This window comes from Erwinia sp. BNK-24-b (assembly GCF_047456155.1).
Classification (GTDB): domain Bacteria; phylum Pseudomonadota; class Gammaproteobacteria; order Enterobacterales; family Enterobacteriaceae; genus Erwinia; species Erwinia phyllosphaerae.
In genome coordinates, this window is record NZ_CP179901.1 from 2,494,281 (window position 1) to 2,512,283 (window position 18,003).

Here is an 18,003-nt window from a genome sequence, read left to right on the forward strand (position 1 = left end):
TATGAATAGTTACGCTTTTTTCAGTTCGCCCAGGCTTAGCCAGGTTTGCACCACCGTATCCGGATTAAGCGACAGGCTATCGATTCCTTCTTCCATCAGCCAGGCCGCAAAATCTTCGTGATCTGACGGCCCCTGGCCACAGATACCGACATACTTATTGGCCTTTTTGGCGGCGCGAATCGCCATCGACAGCAGCGCTTTAACCGCGTCGTTACGCTCATCGAACAGTGCTGAGACGACGCCGGAATCCCTGTCCAGACCAAGCGCCAGCTGCGTCATATCATTAGAACCAATAGAGAAGCCGTCAAAATAGTGCAGGAACTCGTCCGCCAGCAGTGCGTTGGAAGGGATCTCGCACATCATAATGATCTTCAGGCCATTCTCGCCGCGTTTCAGCCCCTGACTTTCCAGCTCCTCAACCACTGCTTTCGCCTGCGCAACGGTACGTACAAACGGCACCATGATTTCAACATTGGTCAGGCCCATTTCGTTACGCACGCGTTTCACCGCTGCGCACTCCAGTGCAAAACAGTCGCGGAAGCTGTCAGCAACGTAGCGGCCTGCACCACGGAAGCCCAGCATCGGGTTTTCCTCTTCCGGCTCGTAGCGCTCGCCACCTACCAGGTTGGCATACTCGTTAGTTTTAAAATCTGACAGACGCACGATAACCCGTTTTGGCGCAAACGCAGCGCCCAGCGTGGCGATGCCTTCCGTCAGGCGCGCGATATAAAACTCAACCGGATCGTCAAAGCCTTTCATCATGCCGCGGATCTGCTGCTGCAGCTCTGGCGTTTGCTGGTCAAACTCCAGCAGCGCTTTAGGATGCACGCCAATCATGCGGTTGATGATGAATTCCAGTCGCGCCAGCCCGACGCCTTCGTTAGGCAAACAGGCGAAATCAAAAGCCCTGTCCGGATTTCCGACGTTCATCATGATTTTCAGCGGCAGCTGCGGCATTTCATCAACCTGAGAGCTTTTTACCTCAAAGTCGAGTAAATCATCATAAACGTAGCCGGTGTCGCCCTCTGCGCAGGAGACCGTGACCTTGTGGCCCTCTTGCAGCCGTTCAGTCGCGTCACCACAGCCCACCACGGCTGGAATGCCCAGCTCGCGCGCGATAATAGCCGCATGACAGGTTCTGCCGCCGCGATTGGTGATAATCGCAGAGGCTTTTTTCATGATCGGTTCCCAGTCGGGATCGGTCATATCCGTCACCAGCACGTCGCCTTTCTGGATGCGGTTCATTTCGCTGATATCGTGAATGACCTTCACCACGCCTGCGCCGATGCGGTGCCCGATAGCGCGCCCTTCCACCACGATGTTGCCTTTGCCCTGTAGCGTATAACGCTCCATGACCTGGCCGTTAGAACGCACCGTTTCGGGACGTGCCTGAACGATAAAGAGCTTGCCGGTGTGGCCATCTTTCGCCCACTCGATATCCATCGGCCGCTGGTAATGTTTTTCAATCTGCATGGCCTGCGCGGCCAGCGCCTCGACTTCTTCATTGCTCAGGCAGAAACGATCGCGTTCCGCTTCCGGTACATCCTCGATTTTGACCTGCTCACCGTGCGTTTGAGAATCGGTATAGACCATGCGAATTTTCTTCGAACCCATCGTACGGCGCACGATAGCGGGACGGCCCGCGGCGAGCGTCGGCTTATGGACATAAAATTCATCCGGATTGACCGCGCCCTGTACCACCATCTCACCCAGGCCGAAGGCGGCGGTAATAAATACGACCTGATCGAAGCCCGATTCGGTATCAATGGTAAACATGACGCCCGCGGTGCCGACATCAGAACGCACCATGCGCTGTACCCCAGCCGAGAGCGCTACGCCACGGTGGTCGTATCCCTGATGAACGCGATAGGAAATGGCGCGGTCGTTAAACAGCGAGGCGTAAACGTGCTTTACCGCGATCAGAACGGCGTCAAATCCCTGCACGTTAAGAAACGTTTCCTGCTGGCCGGCGAAAGAGGCATCCGGCATATCTTCTGCCGTCGCAGAGGAGCGCACGGCAAAAGAGGCTTCGGCATCGTCTGCCGAAAGCTGCTGATACGCCTCGCGAATGGCCTGCTCCAGTTCTGGCTGGAAAGGCGTTTCCACAATCCACTGGCGGATCTGCTGACCTGCCTTCGCCAGTTCGTCAACATCGTCAATATCGGTTTTGTCTAACAGCGCATATATCCGCTGACTGACGCCGCTTTGATCGAGGAACTGATTGAATGCATCGGCCGTTGTGGCAAAACCGTCAGGAACGGAAACGCCAAGCGATGACAAATTAGTGATCATTTCACCCAGAGAAGCATTTTTGCCCCCCACCCGATCAACATCGTTCATGCCAAGCTGGTTATACCAGAGCACAAGCGGCAGTTCGCCTATATTGGACATTGAAGCAATCCTTTTGTGATGTAATTAAGAAGCACAGGGTCGTGCATTTCTGAGCCTGGCATATTCCGCTTCAGGAAAGAAACTGTTGAATCGTTCAAGCTTAATAAAAAGCTACTTTTAAGAAAATTCCGCGCAGAAAAATTTAATTGAAAAGGAAAGCCAAATAAATAACACATTGATTTTAAACAATAAAAAATGCATTCAAACTTAGAGCAACCTTCGCGTTATTATTAATTCTTTTTCAGCATGCTTTTTTGCTTAACATGGGTTTTTGGGAATGGAAAAAGGGAACGCAATTTCATTATGGCTATTTTTCCTTTCGCCGACCATTATAGCCGACTTTATTCTACTTTTTATTTCATTTTATTTTATTTTGGCGATTTCATTTTGTTTCGCAAAAGCTATTACCGTTTGCTTTACTGTGACTATCTAATTTAGTCTGAAAAGCACAGCCACCAGGAGAAAACATGGATATCAGCGAACGTAGTGTTTTTTATATCTCGGACGGCACGGCTATTACCGCCGAGGTGCTGGGCCACGCCGTGCTTTCCCAGTTTCCCGTGGCCATCAACAGCGTCACGTTGCCCTTTGTTGAAAACGTGCAGCGTGCCCAGGCGGTAAAAGCGCAGATTAATGCGCTTTATCAGAAAAGCGGCCTGCGTCCTCTGGTGTTTATCTCTATCGTAACGCCAGAAATCCGCGAAATAATCTTGCAGAGCGAGGGGTTCTGTCAGGATATCGTGCAGTCTCTGGTTGCGCCGTTGCAGCAGGAGCTTGGGCTTGCTCCTGCCCCGGTCGCTAACCGCACGCACGGCCTGACAGCCAGTAACCTGGGTAAATATGACGCCCGTATCGCTGCCATAGACTATACGCTGGCGCACGACGACGGCATTTCGCTGCGTGGGCTGGAAGATGCACAGGTTATCCTGCTGGGGGTTTCGCGCTGTGGCAAAACACCGACCAGCCTCTATCTGGCCATGCAGTTTGGTATCCGCGCGGCCAACTATCCTTTTATTGCCGACGATATGGATAACCTCAAGCTGCCGCCAGCGCTGCGCCCTTTCCAGCACAAACTGTTTGGCCTGACTATCGATCCCGAACGTCTGGCCGCCATTCGCCAGGAAAGAGCGGAAAATACTCGCTATGCCTCCATGCGCCAGTGCCGGCTGGAAGTGGGTGAAGTAGAGGCGCTGTTCCGTACTCATCAAATTCGTTATCTCAACAGCACCAACTACTCCGTTGAGGAGATAGCCACCAAAATTCTCGACATCACGGGGCTGACTCGCCGAATGTATTGAGCGACAGAAAATTTTTGATCCCGCTTGTGAAACAGTGATATTTATCCCGAAACGCCCGGCAGACGGGCGTTTAAGGTTGAAACGATCGCCCCGTCAGGTTTATTGTGATCGCCATCACTTCCCGGTACTCCTGCCGTCGCGAAGATAAGATTTCAGAGAGCTTTATGAATAAGACAGATGAACTGCGGACCGCGCGCATCGAGAGCCTGATTACGCCTGATGAACTGGCGCAGCGGCATCCGATAACGCCAGAAATTGCCGCTAACGTTACCGACTGCCGCAAGCGCGTGGCACGTATCCTTGCTGGTGAAGATCGTCGCCTGCTGGTCGTTATTGGCCCTTGTTCGCTGCACGACCCCGCTGCTGCTTTAGACTATGCCGCAAAATTAAATGCGCTGCGCCAGCAGCATCACTCCCGGCTTGAGATTGTGATGCGGGCCTATTTTGAAAAACCGCGCACCGTAGTGGGCTGGAAAGGGTTAATCTCCGATCCCGACCTGGACGGTAGCTTTCGGGTCAATCACGGTCTGGAAACAGCACGCAAGCTACTGCTGGAGATCAACAGGCTTGGTATGCCAACCGCCACCGAGTTCCTGGACATGGTAGTCGGCCAGTTTATTGCAGATCTCATCAGTTGGGGAGCGATAGGCGCTCGCACCACGGAAAGCCAGATCCATCGAGAGATGGCTTCCGCGCTCTCTTGTCCGGTTGGTTTTAAAAACGGGACGGATGGCAATATCCAGATCGCCGTTGATGCGATCCGCGCCGCACGCGCCAGCCATATGTTTCTTTCACCGGACAAGCATGGCCAGATGACGATTTATCAGACCAGCGGCAATCCTTCCGGACACGTCATTATGCGCGGCGGTAAACAGCCGAACTATCATGCGGAAGACATCGCCGCAGCGGCGGCAAGCCTGCGCGAACACAATCTGCCGGAACGGCTGGTTATTGACTTCAGCCACGGTAACTGCCTGAAACAGCATCGCCTGCAGAAAGAGGTTGCCGCCTCGGTCGCGCAGCAAATCCGGAAAGGTTCGCAGGCGATTGCAGGCGTAATGATTGAAAGTTTCCTGAAGGAAGGAACACAGAAAGTCCAGTCCGGTACGCCGTTGCAATACGGCCAGTCGATTACCGATCCGTGCCTGGGCTGGGACGACAGCGAGGAAGTCCTGGCGCTGCTGGCAGATGCCGTGGCAACGCGGTTCTGACGAGTAAAGCGGCGCTGCCGCTTTACACCGTTTATGCAGCAGCATTTACAGCAGCAGCCCGCTGGCGCTGACTGCCTCTACTGTTCCCGCAGAGATCTTAGCTTGAACAGCTCACCTCAAGTTTTTTGCCCCAGTCCGGCGGCCGACGCATTAAATCAGCGAACTCCGGTGCGTCATCAAAAGGCCGCGACAGCGCCTGATGCAGACGGGTAAGCACGCTGATATCATCCTTCTCCGCCTGTTCAATCGCCTGCTGTGCCAGATAGTTCCTTAAAATGATGGCGGGATTCACCTGCTTCATCTTTTGCTGGCGCACCGCATCGTCGCCCTCTTCCTGCAACAGACGCTGGCGATAAACGTTGTACCAGCTGTCAAAGGCCTCGCGATCGATAAACTCGTCCCGCAGCGGCGAGCGCGACTGCTGCTGCTCCGTGTCGCAAAGCAGACGAAACGTCAACGTATAGTCGCTGCCCTCTTTCGTCATCAGCGACAGCAGCCCGGTCAGAATATCGTTATCATCTTTACTCTGGGTCATCAGCCCCAGCTTTGCGCGCATCTGCGCTCCCCAACAGCGCATCAGCTCCGGTTCATATTCCGCCAGCGCCTGCTTCAGCTGCGTGGTATCCAGCAGCCCGGACAGCGAATGCGCCAGCCGATTCAGATTCCATAGCCCAACCACAGGCTGATTATCAAAGCTATAGCGGCCCTGATAATCGGAATGGTTACAGATAAAGTCCGGCTTATAATCATCCAGAAAACCGTACGGCCCGTAATCCAGCGTCATCCCCAGCACCGACATGTTGTCCGTATTCATCACCCCGTGCGCAAAACCAATGCTCTGCCAGTGCGCAATCAGCCTGGCCGTGCGCTTAACCACATCGCTAAACCAGAGCAGGTAGCGATCCGCTTCATTTTGCAGCTCCGGCCAGTGGTGGCGAATCAAATAGTCAGCCAGCTCCCGCACCTTTTCAGGCTGCTGTGCGTAAAAGAAATGCTCAAAATGGCCGAAACGAGCATGGCTTTCCGCCACGCGTAGCAGCATCGCACCGCGTTCAGTAGTCTCACGCTGCACAGGTTGATCGCTGGTCACGACCGTCAGCGCGCGCGAGGTCGGCACGCCAAGATGGTACATTGCTTCAGAGGCAAGAAATTCACGTAGCGAAGAGCGCAGCACGGCACGACCATCGCCCATGCGCGAGTAAGGCGTCAGACCGGCACCCTTCAGATGCCAGTCCATTTTACGACCGTCGGCCAACTGCTGCTCGCCCAGCAAAATGCCGCGCCCGTCACCTAACTGACCTGCCCAGACGCCAAACTGATGCCCGCTATAAACCTGAGCCAGCGGCTGCATTCCCGGCAACAGCTCTTCGCCGCTCCAGACGGCGGTTTTGTCAGCGCGGAACCAGCTCTCGTCCAGCCCCAGCTCCTGAGCCAGCGAGGCGCTGTGATAAAGCAGACGTGGGTTTTTTAACGGCGTAGGTTTCAGAGCGGTGTAAAATCCTGCCAGCTCGTTATGCCAGGTATTATTGAAGTGCATGCGGTCCCCTTAAAATTTACTGGCACCCGCTTTGCGCTTGCGGTACCGGCTTTAAGTGTAAACCGCCTGCGCACAAGGGAACACGGATTTGTTAAGGGGTTATTGCTGAATCGGTCATTAACTCTTTAGGCGGCACCACCAGCGTGGTCAGAGACTCTTCGGTTACCGGGGAAAACAACGCGCTCTGGATCCCATCAAACTGATATTGACTAACCTTTTCCAGCCCGGTCAGGTCGTCCACGCCCTGCACGATAACCTGCTGACAGTGTGGCTTAATATGTTCCAGTATGGAGTTGATAAAAGGACGGAAAGAGAGGCGGTTAATATTATGCTGAATAAAACCCTTGTCGAGTTTTATACGAGAAAAGAGATTGTCGTATACCGCTTTTGATGGCGCTTTACCCGCGCCGTAATTTGCTAAAGATAAATCGAACCTTTCGCTTAGCGCCATCAGGCCCGGATTGTCTTTCCCCAGTTTTAAATCCGTAAAGCTCTCGGTAATTTCCAGCTCCAGCCAGCAGAGCGCATCCAGTTTACGGCTTAAAAACTCGCTTTCCAGGATAGTCTGTGCCAGTAACTCATCTATTTTTAGCGTAACTTTTACTTTTTGCTGACAGAAAAAGTCGAGATGTCTTTCAATACTGTTAATCTGATTTTGTAATAGAACAATGCGCTGTTCCTTACAGAGCTGCGGCAGCAGCAGCTCCTGTGGGATCGCCACGTTCGCCGTGCTGTGGGAAAACTGCGTCAGCAGCTCGACAGCGATAAGCTGCCCGCCGAAGCAGTAAATCGGGTTGAATGACGTGTAACTTTTATAATCCGCTTCCAGATGGATATTCATTCTTATTCAGCCATGATGAAGTTGTCATCCGCGCAGGCACATGGCGATGACAACGCCAGGGTTAAAGACGACCGCAGCAGAATAGCTCGGGTAAAGCCCACGCAACTAACTTAACCTAGCACATATTTTTTAAAAAAGATGCTGTGATATTAAATCACATTTAAATAGCGGCAAATCCCTTTAAACCGTTTCTTTAACCTTCCTTTACAAAATTCGACAAGGGAAAAGCCAGGCCAGCTATTTATAAAGACTTTCTATAATTACCTTGCTAAGCAATAGCGGTGCCTGCCACCGCTTATATAAATCAACTTATGGATAAATAAGCTTTTTTGTGGCGGCCATCCCGTACATAATTTCCCACCGGTTAAATACGTCTTGCCTGCCAGAAAACCTTTTTCCAGTAAACGTTATTCAGCGAGGAACGGATAACGCCCTGACTGGTTGAGGCGTGAATAAACCTGTCGTCAGTATCGTAAATCCCTACATGCAAACCATTTTCCCCGGCTCCCGTTTTGAAAAACAGGAGATCGCCCGGCAGCAAATCTTTTTTGCTGATGCGCGTGCCCATTTCGGTCTGCGCGATGGTGGTACGCGGCAGCTGAAGGTTAAAGCGGTCGCGAAAAGTCAGATAGACAAAACCGGAGCAGTCAACGCCATTACGTCCCAGACCGCCATAGCGGTAAGGCGTGCCGTGCCACTTGCCAAGCTGTGCATTTAGCTGGGCGATCACGGTAATAGAGTCAGAAAGACGACTGTTCGGCGGCGGCGCGTGGCTGCTACAGCCCGCCAGCAAAATCGCAATCAACAAAAGTCCGTAGCGCATAACATGCTTCCTTTAATCATTGCCACTACCGAAAGCCACCCTGACCGGTTGGTTAATTAAACGTGGTCAGGAGTTCCCGACCGTTTGCAGAAATTTTTGTAAAAGGCACGCCATAGACAGCAGAAAGGCGTTCTGGCTGCAGCACTTCTCTGGCTGTACCTTGCTGTAAAAGCCCGCCTTCTTTCATTAGCCAGACGCGCTGAGCGTGGTGCAGGGAATGGTTCACATCATGTCCGCTCATCACCACCGTCAAACCTTTTGCCACCCATGCCGCAAGACAGCGATCGAACGCGGCCTGCTGCGCCAGGTCCAGACCGGTTAGCGGCTCATCGAGCAAGAGCAACGCGCCCTCCGGTTGCGCCATCTGGCAAAGCACGGCGGCCAGACGTACACGCTGCCACTCACCGCCGGAAAGCTGGCCAGGCGCGCATGACAGCTTATCCAGCAGCTGAAAGGTTTCACACAGCGTCAGCAATGCTTCTTCGCTCTCGTCGTTTATCTGGTGCATTTTCAGATAGTGCCAGACCGGCATACTCCCGGCCGCCATCTGCTGCTGAGCCAGATACGCCCGGTGCCTTGCTAGCGCGTAACCCGCCCATGCAGCCAGCGGCTTACCGAGAAAGCAAATCTCGCCTTCTGACTTAATCATCCCAGACAGAACCGCCAACAGCGAGCTTTTCCCTGCCCCGTTTGGGCCAAGCAGGTGGATCAGTTCGCCCTGGCCAACCTGAGCCGTAAAGGGCTGAAGGCGTCGCGCTACGGCAACGCCCTTGCAGCTCAGCAGCATCTATTTTGCCAGCGCCGCTTTAATGCTTTCCATTACGATAGGGTCTTCCGGCGTCATATTCGGAGAGAAACGTTGCACCACGGTCCCGTCGCGGCCAATCAGGAACTTTTCAAAATTCCATAAAATATCGCCCGGTTCTTTTGGCCCACGACCTTTACTGAGCATTTTTTCCAGAAAACCGCTCTCTTCCGGCTCGACGGCTTCCGGCCTGGCGGCAACCAGCTGCTGGTACAAAGGATGACGCTGCGGGCCGTTGACTTCGATTTTACTGAACATCGGGAAGGTCACGCCATAGGTGGTACTGCAAAATGTTTTGATCTCTTCTTCACTGCCCGGCTCCTGTCCCAGAAACGCATTGCAGGGGAAACCCAATACGGAAAAACCGCGATCGGACCAGGCTTTATGAATGTTCTCTAACTGTTCATATTGCGGCGTCAGGCCACATTTTGAAGCCACATTAACCACCAGCAGCACCTGGCCTTGCCAGTTTGCCAGGGTAGTGGCTTCACCATCCAGCGTGACCAGTTCTGTATCGTAAATACTCATTGGTTTTTCCTGTTTCAGTAGAGAGAAAAGCTGACCGATGGTCAGGCTCGATTGCGTAAAAGTAGCCAGATAAAAACCGGCGCGCCAAGCGTTGCCGTCACTACGCCAATCGGTAATTCTGCCGCAGCGATGGCGGTGCGTGCAAGAATGTCCGCCGCCAACAGGACGCCGCCGCCGGCCAGCGCGCAGGCCGGTAACAGCATACGATGATCGTTAATATTGTTCAGGCGCAAAATATGCGGTACAACCAGGCCGATAAATCCGATGGCCCCGGCCATCGCCACGCTGACGCCGGTCAGCCAGCCGGTAGCCAGTACCAGCACATTGCGCCACAGCAGCAGCGGCAGGCCCAGCTGACGGGCGGACGTCTCGCCCAGCGCCAGCAGGTTCAACACGCGCCACTGGCAGCAGAGCCAGACCAGCACCGGCAGTAGCGCAATCATCAGCCAGCCGTAGCGCCAGTCAACGCCGCTAAAGCCGCCCATCATCCAGTACATCAGCTGGCGTAAATCCAGACTGGAGCTGAAATAGACGGCCCAGGTCATTACCGCGCTACAGATAATGCCTAAGGCGACGCCTGCCAGCAACAGTCGGCTACTGGAGAGCGAACGGCGAGAAAAGCGAAGCAGGATAAAGGTAATCAACAGCGCGCCTGCGATGGCAAAAACGCTGACGGGCCATAAGCCTGACAGACCGGCGAAGATGCTCAGCACCAGCCCGACACCGGCACCGTTCGCTACCCCAAGCAAACCGGGTTCGGCCAGCGGGTTTTCAAACAGCGCCTGCATAATTGCACCGGTAACCGCCAGCGAAGCGCCCACCAGCACTACCGCCAGCGTACGCGGTAAGCGCAGCTGCCAGATAAAGAGCTGATTCTGTCCGGCAAACCAGCTTTGCGGCCATAGCCAGCGATCGCCGGCACAAAGGCTCAGTAAAACCATTAACAAACAGAAAGCCGCCAGTGCGGCCAGCCAGCGGCGCTGATGCCGATGAGCCTGCGCCACCTGTTGTGCAAGCGGGGTCATAAATCTTTTCCAGAACAGCCCAAAATTCAGGGATAAAAAAGGCCGCATTAAGCGGCCTTTTGTAGAGCATCGATTAGTCTTCTTTCGGCGTAGCGTTCTCGACCCGGCTTTTCAGCTTCTGACCAGGACGGAAAGTTACCACACGACGCGCCGTAATCGGAATATCTTCGCCGGTCTTGGGGTTACGTCCCGGACGTTGATTTTTGTCGCGAAGGTCGAAGTTGCCAAATCCTGACAGTTTCACCTGTTCACCGTTTTCCAAAGCACGTCGTACCTCTTCAAAAAACAGTTCTACCAGCTCTTTGGCATCCCGTTTGCTAAGCCCAAGCTTTTCAAACAGGTATTCAGACATCTCAGCTTTTGTAAGCGCCATAGGTTCAATCCCTCAAGGTTGCCTGGAATCGCTCTTTTAACGCCGCAACACATTTGGCGACGGTTGCAGCGATCTCCTCTTCTTCGAGTGTCCGGCCGGTATCTTGCAAAATCAGGCTGATAGCAAGGCTCTTAAAACCTTCATTAACACCCTTACCGCGGTACACATCAAACAAGTTTACGCCAACTACCTGATTTACGCCAACTTTCTTACATTCGGCGATAATATCTGCTGCGGGCACGTTTTCAGCCACCAGCACAGCGATATCACGACGGTTTGCCGGGAAGCGTGAAACCTCGCTCGCTTCAGGCAGGACGCGGTCTGACACCTTGTCCCATTCCAGTTCAAAGACCACGGTACGGCCGTTAAGATCCAGTTTCCGCTCAAGTTCCGGATGAACAACGCCCAGGTAACCGATACGCCGATCCTGCAAATAAATTCCGGCGCTCTGTCCCGGATGCAGCGCCGTATGAGCCTCAGCGCGGAACTCAATTTCGCTCAGTTTGCCTGTCAGATCGAGTACGGACTCTAAATCACCTTTTAAATCATAGAAGTCAACTGCCTGACGCGCCAGATCCCAGTGTTCCTCATAGCGAGCGCCGCTGATCACGCCCGCCAGCATAACATCCTGCCGGATACCGAGGTTTGCCTGTGTATCAGGCACAAAGCGTAAGCCGCTTTCAAACAGGCGCACGCGGCTCTGCTGACGATTCTGATTGTAAACCACCGCAGACAGCAGGCCGGTCCACAAAGAAAGACGCATTGCAGACATCTCAACGGAGATAGGGCTTGGCAGCACCAGGTTTTCTTCGCCCGGATGCAGCAGCGCCTGCACTTTAGGATCGACAAAGCTATAGGTAATCGCTTCCTGATAACCTTTGTCTACCAGCATCGCCTTCACGCGCTTCAGCGACAGATTAGCTTCGCGGTGCGAAGTCATAATCAGTCCCGCCTGAACCGGCACGTCAGGAATATTGTTGTAGCCGTATACGCGGGCAACTTCTTCCACCAGATCTTCTTCGATTTGCATATCGAAACGCCAGGCTGGTGCCACCGCCTGCCAGAAACCCTCACCTTCACTGACTTCACAGCCCAGACGGCGCAGAATGTCGCTGACTTCGCTATCGGCAATAACGTGACCAATCAGGCGATCCAGCTTTTCCCGGCGCAGCGTGATGGTTGCACGGACTGGCAGCGCTTCCTGATGAGTCTGGTCGATAACCGGGCCAGCTTCGCCGCCGCAGATATCCAGCAGCAGACGCGTAGCGCGCTCGATGGCTTTATATTGCAGCTGGAAGTCAACGCCGCGCTCATAGCGATGCGAGGCATCAGTATGCAGACCGTGACGGCGCGCGCGGCCGGTGATGGAAAGCGGGCTAAAGAAGGCGCACTCAAACAGCACGTTGGTGGTTTCTTCATTGACGCCGGAATGTTCGCCGCCAAAGATGCCGCCCATTGCCAGCGCTTTATGATGATCGGCAATCACTAAGGTGTCGGCGTTCAGCTTCGCCTCTGTGCCGTCAAGCAGCGTCAGCGTTTCGCCCTCTTCCGCCATGCGCACAATGATGCCACCGTCGAGACGGTCAAGATCGAAGGCGTGCATTGGCTGACCGAGCTCAAGCAGCACGTAGTTGGTAACATCCACCACTGGATCGATTGAGCGGATACCGCAGCGGCGCAGCTTCTCTTTCATCCACAGCGGCGTGGCGGCTTTAACATTGATGCCTTTAATAACGCGTCCCAGATAACGTGGGCAGGCCTCAACCGCATCAACGCGGATGGGAAAAGTGTCCTGAACAGATGCGGTTACCGGCTCAATCACCGGCTCAACCAGATCCATTTTATTCAATACCGCAACGTCGCGCGCGATACCGATAATACCCAGGCAGTCTGCGCGGTTAGGCGTTACGCTGATTTCAATGGTGCTGTCGTCAAGCTTGAGGTATTCACGAATGTCGGTGCCAACGGCGGCGTCCAGCGGCAGTTCAATAATGCCGTTATGATCGTCAGAAATACCCAGCTCGGAATAAGAACAAAGCATGCCTTCTGAAGGCTCGCCGCGCAGCTTGGCCGCTTTGATTTTAAAGTCGCCCGGCAGAACCGCGCCAACCGTCGCTACGGCCACCTTCAGGCCCTGACGGCAGTTTGGCGCGCCGCAGACGATGTCCAGCAGGCGATCGCCGCCGACATTAATTTTTGTTACGCGCAGTTTGTCCGCGTTAGGATGCTGGCCGCATTCTACAACTTCGCCCACCACCACGCCGTGAAAAGCGCCGGCCACGGCTTCTACGCCGTCCACTTCCAGACCGGCCATGGTAATTTGTTCGCTAAGTGCTGCACTGTCTATGGCTGGGCTAACCCACTCACGTAACCAGAGTTCGCTGAATTTCATCGGTGTTGCCCGCCCTTATTTAAACTGTTTGAGGAAACGTAAATCATTTTCAAAGAAAGCGCGCAGATCGGTCACGCCATAGCGCAGCATAGTCAGACGCTCCATACCCATGCCGAAAGCGAAGCCGGAGTAAACTTCCGGATCGATGCCGACGTTGCGCAGCACGTTCGGATGCACCATGCCGCAGCCCAATACTTCCAGCCACTTGCCGTTTTTACCCATAACGTCCACTTCCGCAGAGGGTTCGGTGAACGGGAAGTAGGAAGGACGGAAACGGATCTGCAAATCTTCTTCAAAGAAGTTGCGCAGGAAGTCGTGCAGCGTGCCTTTCAGGTTGGTAAAGCTGATATTTTTATCAACGATCAGGCCTTCCATCTGGTGGAACATTGGCGTATGCGTCTGATCGTAGTCGTTACGGTAAACGCGGCCTGGCGCGATAATGCGGATTGGCGGCTGCTGGTTTTTCATGGTGCGGATCTGCACGCCGGAAGTCTGCGTACGTAACAGACGCGTGGCATCGAACCAGAACGTATCGTGATCGGCACGTGCAGGATGGTGGCCAGGAATATTCAGCGCGTCGAAATTATGATAGTCATCTTCGATTTCCGGTCCGGTTTCCACGGCAAAGCCCAGCTCGCCAAAAAACGTTTCGATGCGATCGATAGTCCGCGTGACCGGATGCAGGCCGCCGTTTTCGATACGGCGTCCCGGCAGAGAAACATCAATCGTCTCCTGCGCCAGTCGGGCATTCATTTCAGCAGATTCCAGCTCGTTTTTACGTGCGTTCAGCGCTTCCTGAACCTGCTGTTTCGCTTCGTTAATAACCGCGCCCGCCGCAGGACGATCTTCCGTTGGCAGATCGCGCAACGTGGTCATTTGCAGCGTTAACTGCCCTTTTTTACCCAGAAATTCAACGCGTACCGTTTCTAACGCGGCAACATCGTGTGCATTCTTAATGGCCGCTTGCGCGTTCGCCACCAGTTCTGCGAGATGTGACATGCTTTCCTCTTCTTCCAGCCGCCGTGGCCGGTCTGTTTTTATATGGGGACGACCCCGTCCTGGACAGGACGCGCCAGAAATAAAAAAGCCTCCACGAGGGAGGCTTTTAGCGCGATTTTTCGTTTCTTTTCTTTGCGCACAAGCCCCCGATGTTCAGGTGCTAAAGTAAAAAAAGAAGCGGAAATTCGCGGTCATGATGCGTTACCTTGTCGCCGGGCTGCTTAGCTGTGGCCCTATTGAAAAGCGCATGGACAAAAATGTCAATCTTTTGCTGTGGTTACAAAAATAAAAGAGGGAGACCAGCTCCCTCTTTCACCTGACTTACGCCAGAGCTGTTTTCGCTTTTTCGACCAGGGCAGTAAATGCCACTTTGTCGAATACGGCGATGTCAGCCAGAATCTTACGGTCGATTTCGATCGAAGCCTTTTTCAGGCCATTGATGAAACGGCTGTAAGAAATACCGTTAGTGCGTGCCGCTGCGTTGATACGCGCGATCCACAGCTGACGGAACTGACGCTTACGCTGACGACGGTCACGGTAAGCATACTGACCAGCTTTGATAACAGCCTGGAAAGCAACGCGGTAAACACGAGAACGTGCACCGTAGTAGCCTTTAGCTTGTTTTAAGATTTTTTTGTGACGTGCGCGAGCAACTACACCACGTTTTACACGAGCCATTTAGCTCTCCTGTTTAATATTCTGTTTAAAAAAAATGACTTATGCGTATGGCAGGCAGGCAATAACCAGACCCAGATCGCCTTTGGACACCAGGCCTTTCGGACGCAGGTGACGCTTACGCTTGGTAGATTTTTTGGTCAGAATATGACGCAGGTTTGCGTGTTTACGCTTGAAGCCGCCAGAGGCGGTCTTCTTGAAGCGCTTGGCCGCGCCACGTACAGTTTTAATCTTTGGCATTTAAAAACATCCACTTCGCATTGTTAATAAAATAAAACAGGCAGGCGAACAGCGATCTGACGGCACGCCGCCGAATCGCTGTCACTTTAGGGCCTACTGTTTCTTCTTAGGAGCGAGCACCATGATCATCTGGCGACCTTCAATCTTCGAAGGGAAGGATTCGACAATCGCCAGCTCCATGTCTTCGCACAGGTCTTTACGGATGCGGTAAAGCATTTCCATACCGACCTGCTGGTGAGCCATTTCACGACCGCGAAAACGCAGCGTGATTTTAGCTTTATCACCTTCTTCCAGAAAGCGAATCAGGTTGCGTAGTTTTACCTGATAGTCGCCATCATCGGTACCAGGACGGAATTTAATTTCCTTAACCTGGATAATCTTTTGCTTTTTCTTCTGTTCTTTAGAAGATTTGCTTTTCTCGTAGAGGAACTTGCCGTAATCCATGATACGGCAAACGGGCGGCTCGGCGTTAGGGCTGATTTCTACTAAATCAACGCCTGCTTCCTCAGCTTTTTCCAAAGCCTCATTCAGACTGACAATACCAATCTGCTCGCCATCGACGCCAGTCAGACGAACCTCAGTGGCGCGGATTTCTCTGTTAATGCGATTAGGACGCGCCGGTTGAACTCGTTTTCCGCCTTTAATACCTTATTCCTCCAGTTGATGAAGATTGCGACTGCGGATTTCATCCTGCAGTTTCGCGATCGCTTCGTTTACGTCCATGCTGCCCAGGTCTTTACCACGGCGGGTGCGAACGGCAACCTTGCCTGCTTCCACCTCTTTATCACCACAGACCAACATATAGGGGACACGACGTAACGTGTGCTCGCGGATTTTAAAGCCAATCTTCTCGTTTCTCAAGTCCGCTTTTACACGAATGCCCGCATTCTGAAGTTTTTGGGTCAATTCTGCAACATATTCGGACTGACCATCGGTGATATTCATCACCACCACTTGTACAGGAGCCAGCCAGGTTGGGAAGAAACCGGCATACTCTTCGGTTAAAATACCGATAAAGCGCTCCACTGAACCCAGAATAGCGCGGTGAATCATCACCGGCACCTGACGTTCATTATTTTCACCCACGTAGGAGGCGCTCAGGCGGCCCGGCAGCGAGAAGTCCAGCTGAACGGTGCCACACTGCCATGCGCGATCCAGACAGTCATGCAGGGTAAATTCAATTTTAGGGCCGTAGAAGGCACCCTCGCCCGGCTGATACTCGAACGGGATATCGTTCTCTTTCAGCGCGGCAGCCAGGTCGGCTTCTGCACGATCCCACTGTTCATCAGACCCGATGCGTTTGGCCGGACGGGTAGACAGCTTCACCACGATTTTTTCAAAACCGAAAGTGCTGTACATGTCATACACCATGCGGATACAGCTGTTTACTTCCGTTCTTACCTGCTCTTCCGTACAGAAGATATGGGCATCGTCCTGAGTAAAGCCGCGTACGCGCATCAGGCCATGCAGCGCGCCAGATGGCTCGTTACGATGACAGCTACCAAATTCGGCCATGCGCAACGGCAGGTCGCGGTAGGATTTTAGACCCTGATTGAAAATTTGCACGTGACCAGGGCAATTCATTGGCTTGATGCAGTATTCACGGTTCTCGGAAGAAGTGGTGAACATCGCTTCTTTGTAGTTTTCCCAGTGGCCCGTTTTTTCCCACAGCACGCGGTCCATCATCAGCGGACCTTTCACTTCCTGATAGTTATATTCAGTCAGCTTGCTGCGCACAAAAACTTCCAGCTCGCGGAAAATCGTCCAGCCATCGTTATGCCAGAACACCATGCCCGGCGCTTCTTCCTGCATATGATACAGGTCAAGCTGCTTGCCAATCTTGCGGTGGTCGCGCTTGGCTGCTTCTTCCAGACGCTGTAAATAGGCCGCCAGCTGCTTTTTATCTGCCCATGCGGTGCCATAAATACGCTGCAGCATTTTATTGTTGCTGTCTCCGCGCCAGTAGGCGCCGGAAATTTTCTGCAGCTTAAAATGGTGGCAGAAGCGCATATTAGGAACGTGCGGGCCACGGCACATATCCACGTACTCTTCGTGATGATAGAGGCCGGGACGATCGTCGTGGCTAATGTTTTCATCAAGAATGGTCATTTTGTAGCTTTCGCCACGCGCGGCAAAAGCATCGCGTGCTTCCTGCCAGCTAACCTTCTTCTTGATAACGTCGTAATTCGTTTCGGCCAGCTGGTGCATGCGCTTTTCCAGCAGCTCGATATCTTCCTGTGTCAGGGTACGATCGATATCAACATCATAATAGAAACCGTTGTCGATAACCGGACCAATAGCCATTTTCGTGTCAGGCCAAAGCTGCTTGATGGCGTGTCCCAGCAGGTGAGCGCAGGAGTGGCGAATAATTTCCAGACCGGCTTCATCTTTGGCAGTAATGATGGCGACGTTCGCATCTTCGGTGATGGGATCAACCGCATCCACCAGCTCGCCGTTAACACGGCCTGCGATACAGGCTTTAGCCAGACCCGGACCGATGTCCTGGGCTATCTCCATCACGCTGACGGCGTGGTCAAAAGTACGCTGACTTCCATCAGGAAGTGTAATTACTGGCATGCTAAATCCTTACCTGCAGTGGTAACCCATACGCAAGGCTACATACAAAAGTTAGTTTTGTGTTATAAATCAAGTAGTTGCCACTTCAAATTAACTCACATTTGTCAATTTGGTACACAACTTGGTACACATGTTCAAAAGTGTCTTTCGGGAAGAAACCTTTGAAGGACTAGTATCTTACACCTGGTAGCAACAAATTGCACGATGGAGTGATAGAAACAACTTGCTGTCCTGCTTTCCTGAATGGGCAGGTAAAGGGTTAATATCTCTTAATTTGGCATATAGATA

16 protein-coding genes and 1 other annotated feature are annotated in these 18,003 nt (G+C 53.0%); of the genes, 2 read left to right on the forward strand and 14 right to left on the reverse strand.

The window, feature by feature from the left end; translation table 11 throughout:
- Positions 1-9 precede the first annotated feature (9 nt).
- Positions 10-2,391 (reverse strand): phosphoenolpyruvate synthase, encoded by a 2,382-nt coding sequence (ppsA, locus tag ACMGGR_RS11145; RefSeq protein WP_414146858.1) that lies wholly within the window; start codon positions 2,389-2,391, stop codon positions 10-12.
- Between the two features lie 467 nt (positions 2,392-2,858).
- Here ppsA and ACMGGR_RS11150 point away from each other — a divergent pair, with 467 nt between their 5' ends.
- Both ACMGGR_RS11150 and ACMGGR_RS11155 read left to right on the forward strand, forming a co-directional pair.
- Positions 2,859-3,689 (forward strand): pyruvate, water dikinase regulatory protein, encoded by an 831-nt coding sequence (locus ACMGGR_RS11150; RefSeq protein ID WP_246759147.1) that lies wholly within the window; start codon positions 2,859-2,861, stop codon positions 3,687-3,689.
- Between the two features lie 164 nt (positions 3,690-3,853).
- Positions 3,854-4,900: a 3-deoxy-7-phosphoheptulonate synthase gene (locus ACMGGR_RS11155; protein ID WP_414146859.1), complete on the forward strand. Its 1,047-nt coding sequence runs from the start codon at positions 3,854-3,856 to the stop codon at positions 4,898-4,900.
- A gap of 97 nt (positions 4,901-4,997) precedes the next feature.
- Here the strand turns inward: ACMGGR_RS11155 and ACMGGR_RS11160 are convergent, their stop codons facing one another.
- The 13 genes from ACMGGR_RS11160 to thrS all read right to left on the reverse strand — a co-directional run bounded on the left by ACMGGR_RS11160 (position 4,998) and on the right by thrS (position 17,715).
- Positions 4,998-6,437 (reverse strand): protein adenylyltransferase SelO, encoded by a 1,440-nt coding sequence (locus ACMGGR_RS11160; protein ID WP_414146860.1) that lies wholly within the window; start codon positions 6,435-6,437, stop codon positions 4,998-5,000.
- Positions 6,438-6,528: 91 nt separating this feature from the next.
- The gene (locus tag ACMGGR_RS11165) at positions 6,529-7,278 is read right to left on the reverse strand and encodes an EAL domain-containing protein (protein ID WP_414146861.1); all 750 of its coding nucleotides are present in this window, start codon (positions 7,276-7,278) and stop codon (positions 6,529-6,531) included.
- Positions 7,279-7,642: 364 nt separating this feature from the next.
- Positions 7,643-8,101 carry a C40 family peptidase gene (locus ACMGGR_RS11170; protein ID WP_414146862.1) on the reverse strand — a complete coding sequence of 153 codons (459 nt, stop codon included), beginning with the start codon at positions 8,099-8,101 and terminating at the stop codon, positions 7,643-7,645.
- Between the two features lie 52 nt (positions 8,102-8,153).
- A complete protein-coding gene (gene btuD / locus ACMGGR_RS11175; RefSeq protein ID WP_414146863.1) occupies positions 8,154-8,888 on the reverse strand; it encodes a vitamin B12 ABC transporter ATP-binding protein BtuD in 735 nt (244 codons plus the stop codon).
- Complete coding sequence (locus ACMGGR_RS11180; RefSeq protein ID WP_414146864.1) at positions 8,889-9,434, reverse strand: glutathione peroxidase; 546 nt, start codon at positions 9,432-9,434, stop codon at positions 8,889-8,891.
- Positions 9,435-9,475: 41 nt separating this feature from the next.
- Positions 9,476-10,459, reverse strand: a complete 984-nt coding sequence (gene btuC / locus ACMGGR_RS11185; protein ID WP_414146865.1) for a vitamin B12 ABC transporter permease BtuC — start codon at positions 10,457-10,459, stop codon at positions 9,476-9,478.
- 73 nt (positions 10,460-10,532) lie between these two features.
- Positions 10,533-10,832 carry an integration host factor subunit alpha gene (ihfA, locus tag ACMGGR_RS11190; protein WP_004157378.1) on the reverse strand — a complete coding sequence of 100 codons (300 nt, stop codon included), beginning with the start codon at positions 10,830-10,832 and terminating at the stop codon, positions 10,533-10,535.
- A 4-nt stretch (positions 10,833-10,836) separates the two neighbouring features.
- Positions 10,837-13,224 (reverse strand): phenylalanine--tRNA ligase subunit beta, encoded by a 2,388-nt coding sequence (gene pheT, locus ACMGGR_RS11195; protein WP_414146866.1) that lies wholly within the window; start codon positions 13,222-13,224, stop codon positions 10,837-10,839.
- A gap of 15 nt (positions 13,225-13,239) precedes the next feature.
- Positions 13,240-14,223: a phenylalanine--tRNA ligase subunit alpha gene (pheS, locus tag ACMGGR_RS11200; RefSeq protein WP_246759135.1), complete on the reverse strand. Its 984-nt coding sequence runs from the start codon at positions 14,221-14,223 to the stop codon at positions 13,240-13,242.
- A gap of 78 nt (positions 14,224-14,301) precedes the next feature.
- Positions 14,302-14,426, reverse strand: a sequence feature (Phe leader region).
- 118 nt (positions 14,427-14,544) lie between these two features.
- The gene (gene rplT, locus ACMGGR_RS11205; RefSeq protein WP_246759134.1) at positions 14,545-14,901 is read right to left on the reverse strand and encodes a 50S ribosomal protein L20; all 357 of its coding nucleotides are present in this window, start codon (positions 14,899-14,901) and stop codon (positions 14,545-14,547) included.
- A gap of 39 nt (positions 14,902-14,940) precedes the next feature.
- On the reverse strand, positions 14,941-15,138 hold the full coding sequence (gene rpmI, locus ACMGGR_RS11210) for a 50S ribosomal protein L35 (protein WP_010275699.1): 198 nt from the start codon (positions 15,136-15,138) through the stop codon (positions 14,941-14,943).
- Positions 15,139-15,231: 93 nt separating this feature from the next.
- Positions 15,232-15,783: a translation initiation factor IF-3 gene (infC, locus tag ACMGGR_RS11215; RefSeq protein WP_246759303.1), complete on the reverse strand. Its 552-nt coding sequence runs from the start codon at positions 15,781-15,783 to the stop codon at positions 15,232-15,234.
- 3 nt (positions 15,784-15,786) lie between these two features.
- Positions 15,787-17,715: a threonine--tRNA ligase gene (gene thrS, locus ACMGGR_RS11220; protein WP_246759133.1), complete on the reverse strand. Its 1,929-nt coding sequence runs from the start codon at positions 17,713-17,715 to the stop codon at positions 15,787-15,789.
- Between the last annotated feature and the right edge of the window lie 288 nt (positions 17,716-18,003).

Coding starts and splice junctions, on each gene's coding strand:
- pheS (WP_246759135.1), bottom strand. CDS start 14,223: ATGTCACATCTCGCAGAACTGGTGGCGAACGCGCAAGCGGCCATTAAG.
- rplT (WP_246759134.1), bottom strand. CDS start 14,901: ATGGCTCGTGTAAAACGTGGTGTAGTTGCTCGCGCACGTCACAAAAAA.
- ACMGGR_RS11160 (WP_414146860.1), bottom strand. CDS start 6,437: ATGCACTTCAATAATACCTGGCATAACGAGCTGGCAGGATTTTACACC.
- rpmI (WP_010275699.1), bottom strand. CDS start 15,138: ATGCCAAAGATTAAAACTGTACGTGGCGCGGCCAAGCGCTTCAAGAAG.
- thrS (WP_246759133.1), bottom strand. CDS start 17,715: ATGCCAGTAATTACACTTCCTGATGGAAGTCAGCGTACTTTTGACCAC.
- btuC (WP_414146865.1), bottom strand. CDS start 10,459: ATGACCCCGCTTGCACAACAGGTGGCGCAGGCTCATCGGCATCAGCGC.
- ihfA (WP_004157378.1), bottom strand. CDS start 10,832: ATGGCGCTTACAAAAGCTGAGATGTCTGAATACCTGTTTGAAAAGCTT.
- btuD (WP_414146863.1), bottom strand. CDS start 8,888: ATGCTGCTGAGCTGCAAGGGCGTTGCCGTAGCGCGACGCCTTCAGCCC.
- pheT (WP_414146866.1), bottom strand. CDS start 13,224: ATGAAATTCAGCGAACTCTGGTTACGTGAGTGGGTTAGCCCAGCCATA.
- ppsA (WP_414146858.1), bottom strand. CDS start 2,391: ATGTCCAATATAGGCGAACTGCCGCTTGTGCTCTGGTATAACCAGCTT.
- ACMGGR_RS11180 (WP_414146864.1), bottom strand. CDS start 9,434: ATGAGTATTTACGATACAGAACTGGTCACGCTGGATGGTGAAGCCACT.
- ACMGGR_RS11165 (WP_414146861.1), bottom strand. CDS start 7,278: ATGAATATCCATCTGGAAGCGGATTATAAAAGTTACACGTCATTCAAC.
- ACMGGR_RS11170 (WP_414146862.1), bottom strand. CDS start 8,101: ATGCGCTACGGACTTTTGTTGATTGCGATTTTGCTGGCGGGCTGTAGC.
- ACMGGR_RS11150 (WP_246759147.1), top strand. CDS start 2,859: ATGGATATCAGCGAACGTAGTGTTTTTTATATCTCGGACGGCACGGCT.
- ACMGGR_RS11155 (WP_414146859.1), top strand. CDS start 3,854: ATGAATAAGACAGATGAACTGCGGACCGCGCGCATCGAGAGCCTGATT.